Here is a 16,118-nt window from a genome sequence, read left to right as displayed (position 1 = left end):
TTAAGCCTTTTGCACATAATAAATCACGACATTTTCTACAAATCCATAATGTCTATATCCATCATACTCCCCATCTCCTTCAAAGCTTTCTAATATCTCTCTTGCACTATGGCTAGATAAAAGCTTCACAAGCTCTATGCTTTTACCAAAGCGTTCATAATACCGCTTAATACTCATAATCCAATTTACTTCAATCTCCCCTAATGCACGCGAAAGTTGCTTCAAATAAGCAATTTTCATTAAAGAGGCTATTTTATCTACCCAATAGCCCACCTCCATATATTCTCCAAAAATCACCATTATATGTTGTGCATTCCCTAAATACGCATAAGGCTTAGCCTCCTCATAACGCTTCAAGAAATCTTGCGTAAAATCTTTAAATTGCTGGAGAGATTTTAGATTCTCATTATTATCTACTAGAGTATAAACCTTCTTTATTTCTTTTTCTTTAATAGCTTCAAGCAATGCTTCTTTTTGTTGGATATTTACAAGCCTTTCATTTACAGCACGCTTTAAGTTTGGAAAAACTAAAAGAGTTTGTGCAATTCTCTTTGCTTCTTCATAAGCAAAGTTTTTTTCTAGCTCTATAAGATTTACAAGCATTTTCTCGCCTACTAGCAAAACCTTTTTATAAAGTTCTGTATCCCGCAAAAAAGAAAACTGGAAAGTCAAAGAAAAATATTCCTTAAAATTTTGCTTTTTAATTAGCATATCTGCCTTTTCAAATACATCACAATTTTTTAATAAGTGAATAATTAGCTCCTTTTTAGGAGTATTTTCAAAAGGTGCTAGAAGCTGTTCTGCCAATCTTTGATTAACACTTGCATTTTCAATCAAAAGTTTTTTTGCATGAATAAAAGCCTTATTCCAAGTATTTTCTAGTTTTTCATAAGCTTTAGTTTTTAATAAAAATTTTGTAGTTTTTAGCATTTCATAGGCTTTTTGATAATCTTTTTTCTCCAAGCATTCTAAAAAGCTTTTTACACCCTCTTTTTGAGCTAAGTAAAATTCAAATTCATTTTTTTTAGACTCACTTACCATAAAAGGTGCGGTAAGTTCTACTGCTTCATCTATTTCATCTAAATTCAAAAGTGCAATGGCTTGCTCTAAAACAAAAGGCCAATCTTCATCAAAAACTTTTGTTAAAGGATGGATACTCAAAAAAACATTTTGATTAATGATTTCTCTTGCACTCTTATAATCTTTAATTGCAAGGGCATTTTGTAGCTCCTCTCTACCCTCATTATAATCTACTACCATCACCCCACCATCTACACTACCAAAAACAAGCTGTCCATCACAAAATGCAATAGAAGCAATCCCAAAATATTCACTCTGTATTTCCATAACTTTAGCATTATCTTTTAAAGAAATCACATAGATATTTTCTGATCTTGTCCCAATAATAGCATAGTTTTCTTCCTCATCAATCACTATGCTTGTAGGCCAAAAAGCAAAAAGATATTCTTGAGAGATAATTTTCCCCTCTTTTAAACTAAAAATAATGCTTGAATTATTGCGACAAACTAGCAATAATTTTTCATTATTATCAAAAAAGCAAGCATCTTCTATCACATCATTAGTAACAAAATTAAAGGCAATCTTATGACGCATAAGATCAAAAACCATACTAAATTTATCAAATCCACAAATCACCACAAACTCATCATTTTTAGAAAATACAATCCTAGAAATATAATCCCCGCGTGGCATCAATGAAGAAAGAGGCGTAAAATCCTCTGTATCATAAAAAAACACCCTTCCATCTTGCCCCCCGCTCATAAAAATCTTACCATCATGAGAAAAAGCACTTACTTCAATATCTCCATCATGATCTTCTAAAGTAGCTTTATGAGAAATCTTAGTAGCTTCATAACCTAAAATAATTACCTTATGCTCTTGCAAAATAGGGACACATAAAAATTTCTTAGGAGAAATGCTAAAAATATGCGAATATCTATGGGGAGTAACTGCAGATTTTGCAACTTGGATACTCTTTTTAATCTTATTATCCTGAATAGTTGCAATATTAAATGCACTATCAATACATAAAATTTCATTTTCCACTTCTTTGATACAAAGAATGCTGCCTTCCATTCTAAGAGTTGCTTTTGCTTTTATCATAGTTTTTACTTTTTGCTTATTGTATCATATTTTGTTATAAGCTCATTAACATAAACCATCTCTACTCCACTTTTTTCCAAAACTCCTTGCATATTCTTCAAAGTTTTAATAGTAATTGAATGCGGATGACCAATAGCAATAGCATAACCTTTTTGTTTTGCAATTTTTATGGCATTTTTAAGTGCTATGGCTATTTTCTCTTCTTCTAGTTCATTATCCAAAAACACATCTCTTTGCAAAAAAGGTCTTTGCAAACAAGGATTGGTTTCTGGTTTATCCTTATAATATTGTGAAGTTACACTTTTTCCTGTGGTTTTAGAATCTACAAAAATGATCTGCTCTTCTTGCAATGCTTCTAGTAAATATTGCATAGAATTCCAATCCTCTGTAAATTTACTCCCTGTGTGATTGTTTAAATAAGTAAGATTTGGAAAATCTCTTTTAATCTCTTGAATTCTCTCTTTAATTTTTTCTCTACTATCCCCAACAAAAAGCCATTTATGTTCTTTTTGATAAAAGCTCTTAGCTTCTAGTGGCAAATGCACCATATAAAAAGGAGCATTTTTTGCAATATATGGAGTATTTTTGGAAGCTTCACTTCTGGGAAATAAAGATGGAGTAACTTTAAAAGGCAAACCCAAAACCCTATCTAACTGTCCCTTATTTGCCACATCATCTATAATAATTGCAAGTTGAGGTTTGCTTCTTTGGCATAATGTCTGCATTTGTGATTTGTCTAAAGTTGGTAACTCTTTAGTTACATTTGCATTTTGCTCTTGAAAATTATCGGTTTTTTTAGTGATATTATTTTCTTTTGCAAGAGTTTCCAAATTATTTTTAATAAAATCAATATTTTTTTGTATCATCTCTTCATTAGTAAGATTACCCTCTTTGGTTGGCTCTTGGGAGACTTGATTATTTTGTGATAAAGTTTCTAAAGTGGTTTGTTTTTGATTAGAAGTGGTGTTAAAAAAGGGGGCTATTACAAAAACAGCCACCAAAATAAAGCAAATAGCAATAAAAGATAAAATCCCAATACTAAAAGGTGTAAAATTTATCTTATTTTTCAAGTAGAATTTCTACCTCTAAAGTATTAAATTCGCGGTTAGAATCTGTTTTCATTTCTACTTTTTGTGCTTTTGTGTATTTTTTAATCACTGCTAAAATCTCTTGCTTCATCTCTTCCATATAAGGCACATTTACTGCCCTTTCATGTGCTAAAATCAAAGTTAAACGATCTTTTGCTTCTTGTGCTGAATTTTTCTTGCCTCCTAAAATTCTTTCCAAAAAACTCATGAAAACAACCTCCTAAATATACCCTTCTTGCTTTTTAGCTCCATAAAAGGAACTTCCTCTCCTAAAATTCTCTTAGAAATATTTTTATAAGCTTGAGAGGCTTGAGAGTTTCCATAAATAACGGGTTCTCCTGTATTTGTTGAGGAAATAATCTTCTCATCTTCTGGAACAATACCTATTAAAGGTAATGCTAAAATTTTTAACACATCTTCTGTGCTTAACATCTCGCCTTTCTCTACCATTTCTGGCTTTAAACGATTGATAATAATATGCTTTTTAACCTCTCCGCCTTCTTTTGCTTTTCTACTTTTTGCATCAATAATCCCAATCACTCTATCTGCATCTCTAACACTTGAAACTTCTGGAGTAGAAACGATTAATGCCTCATCTGCTAAAAAAATAGAATGTTCAAATCCTCCTTCAATACCTGCTGGAGAATCCAATAAAATATAATCAAATTCTTCTTTTAATCTATGTATCAAATCTTCCACTTTTTTTGTATCTAAGATATTTTTATCTTTACTTTGTGAAGCTGGCAAAAAATAAAGATTTTTACTTTTTTTGTCATTAATTAAAGCTTGTGAGAGGTTACATTCCCCCTCCATAACATTCACAACATCATAAACAATACGATTTTCCAATCCCAAAATCATATCCAAATTTCTAAGTCCAATATCAAAATCCACTGCTACTACTTTTTTGCCCTCATTTGCTAAGCCTACAGCGAGATTTGCTGTAGTTGTGGATTTACCTACACCACCCTTTCCTGAAGTAATTGTTATGACTTTACCGCTCAATTTTGCACCTTGAATTTCAAAATTAATTAAAGTTGAAATTATATTATTTTTCCTTTAAAAAGGATTGAAAATGCCAAAAAACACAAAACACTTCACTCAATTTATATTTAAGCAATTTTGCCTAGTTTTATTTTATAAAAAACTCTAAACTGCCCATTATAAATCAAACATTACATTTTAATATTTTTCTAAGCACTTTTTAGCAAATTTTGTAAAATTGTATCACTTTTTAGCAATTCTGCCTTTTGTGCATCGTCTAATAAATTTAAATAATTTTCATCATCTTTTTGCTTTGCTAGCTCTAACCATTTTTGTAATTCTGCATTTTTAATGGCTGCGATTTCTTCTTCGCTTTTTACTCCATTATCATCTTGATTATTTTCATTTTTGTTTTCTTCTTGCGTTTTTGGTGTATCTTTCCCCATATTGATAAAAATATCATCTAAAGAGCCTCCAAGATCAAAGCTATACATTTTTAACACAAACACATCTATGGTATTGGAATCTTCTCCGCCTGTTCTAAAAAGGGTGATTTCCCCATCTTCTCCCATAAGTTCTTTTAAATTCAAACTTCCATCTAAATCATTATCGCGTTCAATGTTATGATTAATATAATCTGCAATATTATCAATAAAACCCACTTGCTCTAAAAATTTCTTTTGTGCTTCCTCGCCCCCTGGGATTCTCTCTGCTACTGAATGGGTTTCTCCATTTTTCAAAGAAACAAGAGTTTTTAAATGTATCCCCTCTTCTGTGCTAATTTTACCATCTCCATCTTTATCCGCTTCTAAATATCCTGAAGAATACGCCGCTTCATAATACCAACCCTTAATATAATCACTTGCCTCTTCTAAAGAACCAAATTTCTCTTTTAGTTTTTTAGCATTTTCTTCTGTAAGAGGAATACTAACTTTTTTCCCGCTTACCTCATCAATAAAACTAATGTTATTTTGCGTTTGCTCACTTTGCCCTTTCTCCTCTAATGGATTAAAAGCTTCTTTAATTGTATCACTAATAGATTCTGGCTTATTGGGTGTAGTATTGACAAGATTTTTATCTAACCATCTTGTGCTTTCTTTGTTTGTATCACTTTTTGAGACTTGCTCATCATTTTGCACACTGCGTTTTATATCTTCTTTTATCTTTTGAGATTCGTCATTTTTTTGATCTTCTAGCCTCCCTATAATAAATTGCGAAAGTGCTGCATTACCCTTAGAATCCAAACTAGGATTTAATCCCATAGGAGTAGAACCTTTAGCATCTTTTACATTTGCTTTTGTCGCCTCCTCACTCTTACCCTCACCTATCATAGAAAGCGCACTTGATTCACCGCTATCTTGCCCTTCTAAGCTTTTTTTAATGCTATCTACATCTACTTTAGAGGCAATTTCTGCACTCACACTTCCTGTTTGCTTAAGTTGTGCGATTGCTTCTTCTATCAATCTTTGCTTTTCAAAAGTTTCATCTTGACTTGAAGTTGTGCTTAAACGCTTATTTTCATCATTTCTTGATGCTAATGCCTGTTGTGTTTCTTTAGAAAACTCTACACCGTTTATATAAGAGCTATAGCCCCCTTTTGCATTTACATAATACATCTTTAGTCCTTTTTTAAGCGTTCCTTTGCATAAACTTTTTAATTCCTTTTATTTAAGATACAACAAGCAAAAATTATTCCAATATTTAAATTTTGTTTTATAATCTCTTAAATATTTCTTGGGAGTTTTTTTGTATAATTACAAATACAATAACCAACAAGAATTAAGGATGTATATTTTTGCAAAAACTTCGCTTGGCTTTAGAATTAAAAAAACTTTATTTACTGCAATCATTGGATTATGAATTTACAGATCCTATCTTTTTGACGCAAAAATCTGGTTTTGCAAACTCTATCCACTCTCAAAAAGAATTAGATTTTCTTATAGAAAAATGTGAATTATGTCCTCAACGCCATTCCAAACCTAGCAGAGGAATTTGCAACCCACATTCAAAAATCGCCTTTTTAAGCCTAGAACCTCTTTTGGATTCTAATCTACGCTTTTCATCTAATATGGCGATGATGCTACACAATATCATCACAAAAGTTTTTTTGCTTTCTCTTAAAGAAGTTTCTATACTTTCTTTGTTAAAATGCGATATAGCTATTCAAAATAAAGAAAATTCTCTTAATTTATGTATGGGTTTTGTGCATAAACAGCTTGAATTTTGCAATGCTAAAATTATTGTAATCTTAGGACAAGAGGCATATTTTGCCATTAGCGAAGATGGGGAGGATTACAAAAGAGTGCAAGGCAAAGCTCTCAAATGGAAAGATTTTTTACTCTTTCCGACTTTTTCCTTAGCAGAGCTTATTAAAAAGCCTTCACTAAAAATTCAAGCCCATAAAGAATTTTTAAATATTAAAGGATATTTATGAAAAAGTTAATTTTTATTCTTTGTTTGTTGCCTCTTTTTGTTCTTGCAAAAAGTCAATACCTCTCTCCACTTCCTTTGCCTGAAAGTGAAGTTATCAATCTTGATACAAAATATTGTTCAAGCAGTTGTCTTAAAAACTATTATGAAGATGGGCTTATTTTTTCTTTTATTGCAAACATTAACGACAAAAACAAAACAAACTCTCTATTAGAAATTCTTCAAGGACTTTTAGTAGAGCTAAATATCACTAATCTTCCCTACTTTACCGAAAAACCTACTTTCAAAATAGCTCTTTTAATACCACGACAAACTATAGGACGCTATTCTCTTTCTGCTACTAATACTGTTTTAGCTTATCTTTTAAACCAAAAAAACCCTTTTAGCTTTGAAGTATTTGATAGCAAAGGAGAGGATTTTACCCAAATTAGTCAATCTTTAGAAGAAATTAAAGCCAAAGGTTTCACAAAAGTCATTGCAATCTTTACTCAAAATGGCATACAAATCCTAAATCAAATCCTAACAGATCTTACAATCTATATTCCAAGCATTCATATCACACAAATAGATTCCCCCTCTCCTCACTTAATTTTTGGAGGTATTAGCTATGAAGAACAAATCAAAACACTCTCTTCTTTGAATCCTGAAGTCAATGCTACTAGTTTCTATGATACAAGTTATGTGGGAGTAAAAATACAAGAATACACCCAATCTTACAATCGAAATCTACTCTTCTCTAGCCCTTTTAACTCTAAAGATAGTCAAAACTTAAATAAGCAAATTAAAAGCATAAAATCTACACTCAATGGTTCTAGAATTTTTTTAAACACTCCTGTTACAAATTCTAGTATTTTACTTTCTCAAATTACTTATAACGATATTAACGCCTTTGGTATCTACTCCACACAAATCAACTACCACCCTTCTTTTCTTTCTTTGACACAAAACCGCGACATAAGAAAGATGATAATTGCAAACTCCATCATGCCTCTTAATCCAAAATTTATTGAAGAAATGCATCTTTTAAATAGCAATCTTTCTTATGATTGGATTAGTTATAGCACAGCACTCGGATTAGAGCATTTTTACACTAAAGAAATTCCAAATGCCAAAAGATATTTCAAAGAAAAAATAAAAAATAATCAAGTGCAATACGAAATTATGCTCTTAGCCCCTAAACAAAACCGCTTTGAGCCTCTATGATTTTAGAAAATTTTACTTTAAAAATTACAAAAAGTAAAAGCTACAAATCTTTGCGTCTCCATCTAAAATCCCCCACTTTACTCTATCTTAGTGCCCCAAAATACGCTAGTAAAAAAGAATGCTTAAATTTCATCTTGCAAAATCAAGAATGGATTAAAGCCCAATCCAATCTACTTTTAAAAAAGCAAGAAAATTTTAGCAATCAACTTTTAAAAGACAAATTTTACTTATTTGGGGAATGGGTAGAATTTGAAAACTTTCAAGAAAACAACCTACAAGAAATTTGGGAAAATTTTATCCTCCATAAAGAAACCAAAATACTTAAAAAATTCTATGCTACAGAGCTTAAACTCTATATTGCAAAAAAATTAGAAACCTTATCGCAAAAATTAGAACTTTTTCCTGCTAAAGTTTCTTATACAAGTGCAATCAAAACTCTAGGAAGTTGCACCAAAGCTACAAAATCTTTGCGTTTTAGTTACCGTTTGGCATTTTTACCCAAACATATTATTGATAAAATTATTATCCACGAGCTAACACATCTAAAATTTCCACACCATAAAAAAGAATTTTGGGATTTTGTAAAAAAGTTTGACAACAATCCAAAAGAGATTCACGATTATCTTAATCATAATCCCTTTTGTCTTATGCTGTATTTAGCGGTTTTTAAGCCCTAATGTAAAGCCACTTTAGTATTAAACACAATATAATCACTAATATTTTCTATAAGTGCATCATTGCGTCGCTCTTTCAAACTAGCCACATAAAGCTTTCTTTTACACTTTAAGCCTCTTATTTTAGTGGTAAAAAGCTCTCTTGCTTGCAATTCATCTTTAATATGCAAATAAGGCAAGAAAGTCATCAAATCTCCTCCATTTTTCTCCTTCATCTTAAGCATATTCTTTTTAATTTCTAAAAAGCTATCAAATTCACCTATAATATTAAGTTTATCTTTATCTAATTCTAATTTTTCCAAATAATCTTGAATAACTAGAGAAGTTTGAGTGCTTGGAGTTAAAATTAACCACTTATGTGAATACAAATCTTCTCTGCGAATAAGTCGTGGAAGCTGACTAGATGAAGCTAAAACTAACTCATCTTCTACCCATTCACGATATACAATATTATCATTATTTATCATAGATTCCACCAAAGCCAAATCGCAAGTTCCTTTCAATAGTCCCTCAATGGCTTCTTTGGATGTATTAACACTATAATCGATATTTGAATATACTTCTTCTTTGATTTCATCAATACATTTTGGCAATAAAAAATTTCCAACCGTATAAGAACTCATAATTTTAATTCTATCATCTCTTTTAATAGTCTTCATCATTTCTTTTTGTTGTAAGGCGATAAATTTCTCAATTTTTTGAGCCACTATCAACAAATTTTCTCCATCCCTTGTTAGCTGAATACCATTTCTTTTACGATTTATTACTTTAGTATTAAAATATTGCTCGATAAATTTAATTTGTTGGGTTACAGCGGGTTGTGAAATTCCAAGCTTTGAAGAGGCTTTAGAAAAACTTTTTTCTTTAACAACTACCATAAAGGTTTGTAGTTTTGTAAAATCACTTAGCATTTTATCTCCTTAGTTATGCTTCCATAATTTTGCTCCATCTTTATAATATTTTTATAAGATACACTTAATACTAACACAATTTTTAAAACTTATCAAGGAATTTTTACTGCTTTTGGATATAATTTATAAAAATTATTTTATAAGGCTCTTTATGGATATAAATTATATAAAAGAACTCAATGCTAGCCAACAAGAAGCCATAAAAACTATTGATGGACCCTTACTAATATTGGCAGGAGCGGGCAGTGGTAAGACAAAGACTATTACTTCACGCCTTGCTTATTTAATTGATGAAGTAGGAATCCCTGCCTCAAGCACTTTAACGCTCACTTTTACAAATAAAGCAGCCCAAGAAATGCAACAAAGAGCATTAAATTTAATTGAAAGAAAAAGCTCACATCCTCCATTATTATGCACTTTTCATAAGTTTGGTTTGCTTTTTTTAAAATTTTATATACATCTTTTAGAAAGAAAGGCAAATTTTATTCTCCTAGATAGTGATGATACTAAAAAAATTTTAAAAGATTTTAACCAAAACATCGCTCCAATGCCACTTTTAACGAGTGAAATCTCAAGAATGAAAAATTCTAAAATTTCTCCAAAAGATGCAATAAATTTTGCCAATAATGCTACTTATACACACATTGCCAAAATTTATGCAAAATATCAAGAATTTTTATTACAAAATAATATGGTAGATTTTGATGATTTATTACTTCTTCCTTTGGAAATTTTAGAGAAATTTCCCAATATTGCCACAGAAATTAGTCAAAAATACCAATATATTATGGTAGATGAATATCAAGATACTAATTATGTGCAATATCTTCTTCTTAAATTTCTATGCACAACACATGATAACATTTGCGTCGTAGGCGATGATGATCAAAGTATTTATAGCTGGAGAGGAGCCACTATTGATAACATTCTAAACTTTACTAAACATTTTAAAAATGCAAAAAGCATTAAGCTAGAAGAAAACTACCGCTCTACAAAATCTATCTTAGAGGCCGCAAATAAACTAATAAGCCATAACAAAGAACGCCTAGGTAAAAATCTAAAAAGCACAAAAGATGATGGAACCCCTATAAAAATTCTACAATCTTTTAATGCCAAGGAAGAAGTTACAACACTCTCTAAAATCATCAAATCTCTTTTTGCCAAAGGAGTAAATCCCAAAGATATTGCAATTTTGTTCCGTCTAAATGCACTCTCTAGATCTCTTGAAGAAGGCTTTAACCGTGAGAACATTCCTTATACTCTTGTTGGCACAATCCGCTTTTATGAACGCAGCGAAATCAAAGATGTGCTTAGTTATTTTAGGGTTTTAATTAATTTAGAAGATGATTTTTCTTTACTCAGAATCATCAATAAACCAAAACGCGGAATTGGAAAAACTACCATAGAAAAATTGCAAAAAAGATCTATTGAGAAAAAAAGTAGTATCTTTGCACTCTTCCAACACGATACAAAATTACAAGAAATTATCGGTAAAAAAGCCTACAATACACTTTTGGAACTTTTCAATAAACTCCAAGCATTGCAAGAATATTCTTTTAAAGAAAAAAACTTTCTAGAGGAATTTGAAAAACAAATAGGACTTTGCCAATCTTTTTCTAATAATAATGATGAAGTGGATAGAATAGGTAATATTGAAGAATTTTACGGACTATATAATGAGTATTTAAAGCAAAATCCCTTTATGGAATTAGAAGATTTTTTAAACGAACTTGCCCTAAAAAGCGATCAAGAAGATACAGAAGATCGCAATAAAAACAAAGGAATAGAGGGAATCTCTTGTATGAGCGTGCATTCAAGCAAGGGATTAGAGTTTGATTATGTATTTATCATTGGATTAGAAGAAGGCTTTTTCCCTATGATAAAAGAAGATAGCAGTCTAGAAGAAGAAAGAAGATTAGGCTATGTAGCTTTTACGCGTGCTAAAAAAGAACTTTATTTAAGTTTTAGTGATTCTAGATTTTTTAGAGGCAAAGAGGCAAACTTACCCCCTTCTCGCTTTTTAAGAGAATGTGGCGTTTATGGCAAACCAATTACTCTTGCCAAAAATGACTCTCCAATAAACTCTAGCTTTCGCAAAGGAGATTGTGTAAGTCATAAAATTCTAGGAATGGGAAGGATTGTAGATATTACACAAAGTGGCAATGAAACACGCCTCAAAATTAATTTTGGCGGACTTGTCAAAGAAATTTTAAGCGATTATGTAAAGCCTATTTAAAAATTAATTCTATATTGCACACCCGCTTTTGTAGTGTCTGTATCGCCAATGGTTTTAATTTCCTTTTGGATAAAAGTAGAAAAATTTTTAATTGGGGAATATTCTACACCATAATTAAAGGTTTTTTCACCGATTTTATCTTGGTCTTGAGTAAAACTTTGCATAAAATAAAGATTTTGGATTTTAGGAGCTTTTAGCTTATGGCTAAATCCATAGCTACCACTCCATTCATCTTCTTTTAAGCTCTTTTTAACAGTGCCAAGCAAATACAACTCACTTAGCTTCTTTTTATAAAGAGGTGCACTAATCTTAATATCTCCCCCTAAGTTTTTTTGCTTCTCATCAATACTAGAACTCAAATTCACATCAAATTTAATTCCTGAAATGTATTTACCCACAATATCTCCACTCTTAGATCCAATCAAAGGAGAAAGCTTGTTTAAACCCATATTTAAAACACTTGTGCTAATACCATAAGTATTAAAATCAAAAGATGGGGTTGTAGTTTTTGCTCTATTTTGATGTCTTTCAAAAGGAGAATTAAAAGGACTTTTATAAGGAATTTTAGGCGTTTTAGCGCTTGGCAAAGGCACTCCTAAAAAACTTTCATACCCCCTATATTGGTCAAATGGATTAATTCTTTTAATGTCTTTTTTTAAAAATTTAGTGATATTTTCCTCTGCGTTTAACACAGTAAAAAACAGCACAAACAAGAAAAATATTTTTTTTACCATAAAACCAGCCATTTTTATTATAATGATAATAGTTTTAATTAAATAAAAGATAAATTTATAAAAAACAAAAGGCAAAAAACATTATTTTTACATATTTAAATAGATTAGATTTAAAAAGATTCTTCTAATTTCTTCCCTAAAAGGTGTGATTAACACTGCAATTAGCACAATAAAAATATTAAAAAGCCTCATTATAAACTCCCCTAAAAACAAATCTACCCACACACTCAAAGCAAATAGTTAAAACAAATGCCACACAAAAAAGAATAAAATTAAAATAAATACAAAATAATTAATTATAAATTTCATTGATATAAATACATTAAAAAAACACCTATAAAACCTATATTTATTAAAATAATTTCAGCATTTTATTGCCAACTTATTTAAGCAAATAACAGCAAAAAAAAGGGGGCGGGGGGTGGGTAGAATTAGCATTTTTTATAAGCAAAAAGGAAGATTTTAGTCTATTTGCAATCACATTTTAAATCTAAATTTAAAGAATAATTATGATAAAAAGGTATTTTTACATTAGTGTTATGCTTTATTTTTGTTGGGCTTGTTTCTTGTGTCATATCAGAATCCAAAAAGCTAAAGGGTAAAACTTAGGATATTTAAAAAAGAGATTATCCAAACAAAAACTACAAAAATAGAACTTTTTAAAAAATATGACAAGCTACAAAAATATTCAGTAAGTAAAAGTGCCATGTTATATGGAACTTTCATGGAAACTCTCCATAAGCAGATAGCTTTTACCTTATTAGAATTTGATTTCTAGTTCTTTTCATTGCATTAGATGTTAAATTTATAAAAAATTGCTATAGACTAACGCTACAAATACTGTATTTCCACCAAGCTCAATCTGCTTCTTATGGATAAATGCTAAAAATTTAACTTTTTAAAAAGGTAAAGGCGCAAAAAGAATTTTTAATTGCACCCTATTACAATCCTTTAAAATTTCTGCTTTAAATTGATATTCTTCAACTTTAAGGCTATTGTCTAATTTAAATAATGGATATATAAGCCATACTTCTTTAGCCTTATATTTACTTGCATAAGCAAACATTTGATACAAATCACTTTGACTTATATCTTCACTTTTATGTAAAATCTTCCACTTTGTATCTGCAATGATTATAAAATTTTCTTTATTAATTATTAAATCAGGTTTTAACATAAAACAATCTTGATTATTCTTTTGCAATAAGTATTTTTCTCTACTTTGCGCCTTAATATTTTCATTAAAATTTACTTTTTTTAGCATATCAGCTACATAACTTTCAAAAAGTTTTTCCATAGGAAAAAGTAGTGCAAAAGCTTCATTTTTGCCTTGAAAAGATGTAAAAGTTTGGTTTTGTAAGAAGACTTTACACCATAAAAGCAAATTCTCATAATAGCTAAAATGCCTTGAAATTTTAAAGCTAAAATCTTTTGTATAATTTGTAGAAAACTTCACCTCATCTAGCATTTGCAAGGCTTTAATAATTCTAAATTTATTACTAAGTGTTTTGGATTTTAAAAAATTTAGAGTGGATTTAATAAGGCGATTTGGAGCTATATCCAGCACAAACTCATCACTACTTGTAAAAAATCTTTCTTTATGTATTAAATTTTGCTTTAAATGTTGGCTAAATTGCAATTTTCCTTTTAAAAAAGTTCTGTTTTCTTCAATGTTTATATAATCCCTTTTTAAACCCTTGCTATAAACACTATCAAACTCATCTAAAAACATCACAATAAACACTTCAAACAAAGGCATTTTAGAAATTTGTAACGATGAAATTTGAGATTTTTTAAAAGGAGAATCTTTTAGAGTTTTTAGCATATTAATTAAAAGATTTTTAGGATTAAATTTAAAATTTTCTTCATATTTAAAATCATAAAATAATTCTTTTTTATCATCTATTCTGTAAGCTTTCTTCAATTCTTCTAAAGAAAAATTTGCTGTTTCTTTTTCTTCTATATAACTTTCTAAGTCCGTGCATTTTGGTAAGATCTCCAAAACCCCACTTTTGGTTTGTATAATACCGACATAATTTTTAGCTTTTAGAGTATTTTTGTTTTTAAAGCCTAGAAGGCTTTCATTATTTTTTGCAAAGTCTTCTAGCTCTTTATAAAATTTTATAGCTTTTTGCTCTAAATTTTCTTTTAAATTCTCTTGATTTTCATCTTTATCTTTTAAAAATGCTTCTATTAAATTATCAGCATTAAAAGCTTGGTATTCGATGATGGAAAAAGTGTTATTCATTTTCACTTTTAGTTGCATTAGAATAGATATCTAGATAAATTTTAGGTTTAGTCCATTCTTCATCATAAAAATCTAAAATTTCATAAACCACTTTTTCTTCAAATTCTAAATGGCTTTTAGGAAATATCTCTTTAGATTTAATTTGTTTCGCTTTTAGCATACCATTTTTGTTTAAAACCGCGTCAATTAAAGCATAATCATTGTAAAAATACTCTTGTAAAAGTGGGATGATTTTATTTTGAAAAACAGATTTTAAATCCTCTAAATTTTTAACGCCTATAAAAAATGCATGTCCTATGGTTTTTTCTCTATCAAGTAAATATTCTATGCGAGTATTTATAGCTTTTAATAATTCTTGTAAATTAATAGTCACATTTTCTGTTTTATTGACAATTTCACCTTTTATTTCTATGTTTTTTAACTCTTCAGGTTTAGGCATCATTTCAACAAATTCAAAACGCCTCCTCAATGCCGTATCAAGTGAAGTGATGCTTCTATCGGCTGTATTCATAGTGCCTATGATATATACATTTTTAGGCACTCCAAATTTTTCACCACTATAAGGCAAAACTACTCTTAACTCTTCTTCATTACCTATCCTTTTACTAGGTTCTATCAAGGTTATAAGCTCACCGAAAATCTTACTCACATTACCGCGATTGATTTCATCTATGATGATTATATAAGGCTTTAATTTTTCATTATTTTGTGTTTTTTGATATTCTTTTAAGCCTTGTGATTTTAAATAATTTAACACAGCTTCAACATAAGCTGGGTTATATATCTCAGCTTTACTGGAAGTTTGATATAACTTTTTTATATTTTCTATGCTTACTGGATAATTTGTATAATTTTCACTCATATTTTCAAATTTAACACCAAAAGTTCTACCACCTTTATATTGAATGAAATATTTTGTATTGGGTAATTGAAAATATTTTTCTGGATTTTCTAAATTTACACTTGCTTTTTCTTTTAATTCTTCTATCAAGTTATCAAAGCTACTACATTCTTCACCCCTTAAAGCCTCTTCGCAAAGCCTTTTAAAAATTCCATCATTTATTTTATATTTCATCTCTTGAGAGTTGGCACCATCATTCATTATAAGCTTTATGCCTTCAACAAATTCTTCGTATCCATAGCTTTGATGAAAAGTGGTAAAGACTATTTGCTTTTCTTTTACATAATAATCAAATAATGCCTTTACTTGATTTCTTTCTTGTTGATTTTCATCATCTTTTTTATAATCAATCTTAAAACTTTCTAAATCTTTTTTAATTTTATCATAATCTAAAGTATTTACATCTTTCTTGTAGTCCAAAATCTCCAAAGCCTTATTTATAGCATGATAAGTCTTTCCTGTCCCAGGAGGCCCATAAAGAATTTGGTTTAAAGGTAAATTCACATTTTGCATTTTTATTTCCATTATCTCTTCCTCAAAGTGATTTCTTAAAAACTCTTCATAACGCTCTAATGCCTTCAAATA

General features: G+C 29.8%; 12 protein-coding genes and 1 pseudogene. 4 read left to right on the top strand and 9 right to left on the bottom strand.

Going from position 1 to position 16,118, the window contains the following annotated elements; translation table 11 throughout:
- From B6S12_RS04160 to B6S12_RS04140, 5 genes are all read right to left on the bottom strand, one after another.
- Entirely contained in the window at positions 1-2,124 is a 2,124-nt protein-coding gene (locus B6S12_RS04160; RefSeq protein WP_111229553.1) for a WD40 repeat domain-containing protein, read from the bottom strand.
- A 5-nt stretch (positions 2,125-2,129) separates the two neighbouring features.
- Positions 2,130-3,194: a divergent polysaccharide deacetylase family protein gene (locus tag B6S12_RS04155; RefSeq protein ID WP_111229552.1), complete on the bottom strand. Its 1,065-nt coding sequence runs from the start codon at positions 3,192-3,194 to the stop codon at positions 2,130-2,132.
- Positions 3,184-3,420, bottom strand: a complete 237-nt coding sequence (minE, locus tag B6S12_RS04150; protein WP_111229551.1) for a cell division topological specificity factor MinE — start codon at positions 3,418-3,420, stop codon at positions 3,184-3,186. The genes B6S12_RS04155 and minE overlap by 11 nt, the downstream gene beginning before the upstream one ends.
- Positions 3,417-4,217 carry a septum site-determining protein MinD gene (minD, locus tag B6S12_RS04145; RefSeq protein ID WP_111229550.1) on the bottom strand — a complete coding sequence of 267 codons (801 nt, stop codon included), beginning with the start codon at positions 4,215-4,217 and terminating at the stop codon, positions 3,417-3,419. The genes minE and minD overlap by 4 nt, the downstream gene beginning before the upstream one ends.
- Positions 4,218-4,405: 188 nt before the next feature.
- Positions 4,406-5,812: a hypothetical protein gene (locus B6S12_RS04140; RefSeq protein ID WP_111229549.1), complete on the bottom strand. Its 1,407-nt coding sequence runs from the start codon at positions 5,810-5,812 to the stop codon at positions 4,406-4,408.
- A gap of 179 nt (positions 5,813-5,991) precedes the next feature.
- On the opposite strand from B6S12_RS04140, the gene B6S12_RS04135 reads away from it, so the two are divergent.
- Genes B6S12_RS04135 through B6S12_RS04125 form a run of 3 tightly spaced genes read left to right on the top strand, consistent with a single transcriptional unit; the run spans position 5,992 to position 8,506 of the window.
- The gene (locus B6S12_RS04135; RefSeq protein ID WP_111229548.1) at positions 5,992-6,630 is read left to right on the top strand and encodes a uracil-DNA glycosylase family protein; all 639 of its coding nucleotides are present in this window, start codon (positions 5,992-5,994) and stop codon (positions 6,628-6,630) included.
- On the top strand, positions 6,627-7,829 hold the full coding sequence (locus tag B6S12_RS04130) for a hypothetical protein (RefSeq protein WP_111229547.1): 1,203 nt from the start codon (positions 6,627-6,629) through the stop codon (positions 7,827-7,829). The genes B6S12_RS04135 and B6S12_RS04130 overlap by 4 nt, the downstream gene beginning before the upstream one ends.
- Positions 7,826-8,506, top strand: a complete 681-nt coding sequence (locus B6S12_RS04125; RefSeq protein ID WP_111229546.1) for a YgjP-like metallopeptidase domain-containing protein — start codon at positions 7,826-7,828, stop codon at positions 8,504-8,506. Before B6S12_RS04130 ends, B6S12_RS04125 begins: the two co-directional genes overlap by 4 nt.
- Here B6S12_RS04125 and B6S12_RS04120 read toward each other — a convergent pair.
- Positions 8,503-9,414 carry a LysR family transcriptional regulator gene (locus B6S12_RS04120; protein ID WP_111229545.1) on the bottom strand — a complete coding sequence of 304 codons (912 nt, stop codon included), beginning with the start codon at positions 9,412-9,414 and terminating at the stop codon, positions 8,503-8,505. The two genes, B6S12_RS04125 and B6S12_RS04120, sit on opposite strands and share 4 nt — an antisense overlap.
- Before the next feature lie 151 nt (positions 9,415-9,565).
- Here B6S12_RS04120 and B6S12_RS04115 point away from each other — a divergent pair, with 151 nt between their 5' ends.
- A complete protein-coding gene (locus tag B6S12_RS04115) occupies positions 9,566-11,650 on the top strand; it encodes an ATP-dependent helicase (RefSeq protein WP_111229544.1) in 2,085 nt (694 codons plus the stop codon).
- On the opposite strand, the gene B6S12_RS04110 is transcribed toward B6S12_RS04115, so the two are convergent.
- The 3 genes and pseudogenes from B6S12_RS04110 to B6S12_RS04100 form a co-directional block, all read right to left on the bottom strand.
- Positions 11,647-12,384, bottom strand: coding sequence for a hypothetical protein (locus B6S12_RS04110; RefSeq protein ID WP_111229543.1), 738 nt, complete (start codon positions 12,382-12,384; stop codon positions 11,647-11,649). The two genes, B6S12_RS04115 and B6S12_RS04110, sit on opposite strands and share 4 nt — an antisense overlap.
- Positions 12,385-13,282: 898 nt before the next feature.
- Positions 13,283-14,632: an McrC family protein gene (locus B6S12_RS04105; RefSeq protein ID WP_111229542.1), complete on the bottom strand. Its 1,350-nt coding sequence runs from the start codon at positions 14,630-14,632 to the stop codon at positions 13,283-13,285.
- Positions 14,625-16,082, bottom strand: a pseudogene (locus B6S12_RS04100) (McrB family protein); the annotation flags it as partial. The gene B6S12_RS04105 and the pseudogene B6S12_RS04100, both read right to left, overlap by 8 nt.
- Positions 16,083-16,118 lie beyond the last annotated feature (36 nt).

This window comes from Helicobacter valdiviensis, assembly GCF_003245365.1.
Taxonomy (GTDB): Bacteria; Campylobacterota; Campylobacteria; order Campylobacterales; family Helicobacteraceae; genus Helicobacter_D; species Helicobacter_D valdiviensis.
The sequence above is the reverse complement of the archived record's forward strand: the minus strand, read 5'-3'. Positions and strand labels throughout refer to the sequence as shown.

Bases quoted from the DNA above. Each gene is read 5' to 3' on its own strand.
- B6S12_RS04160 (WP_111229553.1), bottom strand. From the start codon at position 2,124: ATGATAAAAGCAAAAGCAACTCTTAGAATGGAAGGCAGCATTCTTTGT.
- minE (WP_111229551.1), bottom strand. From the start codon at position 3,420: ATGAGTTTTTTGGAAAGAATTTTAGGAGGCAAGAAAAATTCAGCACAA.
- B6S12_RS04140 (WP_111229549.1), bottom strand. From the start codon at position 5,812: ATGTATTATGTAAATGCAAAAGGGGGCTATAGCTCTTATATAAACGGT.
- B6S12_RS04130 (WP_111229547.1), top strand. From the start codon at position 6,627: ATGAAAAAGTTAATTTTTATTCTTTGTTTGTTGCCTCTTTTTGTTCTT.
- B6S12_RS04125 (WP_111229546.1), top strand. From the start codon at position 7,826: ATGATTTTAGAAAATTTTACTTTAAAAATTACAAAAAGTAAAAGCTAC.
- B6S12_RS04120 (WP_111229545.1), bottom strand. From the start codon at position 9,414: ATGCTAAGTGATTTTACAAAACTACAAACCTTTATGGTAGTTGTTAAA.
- B6S12_RS04115 (WP_111229544.1), top strand. From the start codon at position 9,566: ATGGATATAAATTATATAAAAGAACTCAATGCTAGCCAACAAGAAGCC.
- B6S12_RS04110 (WP_111229543.1), bottom strand. From the start codon at position 12,384: ATGGTAAAAAAAATATTTTTCTTGTTTGTGCTGTTTTTTACTGTGTTA.
- B6S12_RS04105 (WP_111229542.1), bottom strand. From the start codon at position 14,632: ATGAATAACACTTTTTCCATCATCGAATACCAAGCTTTTAATGCTGAT.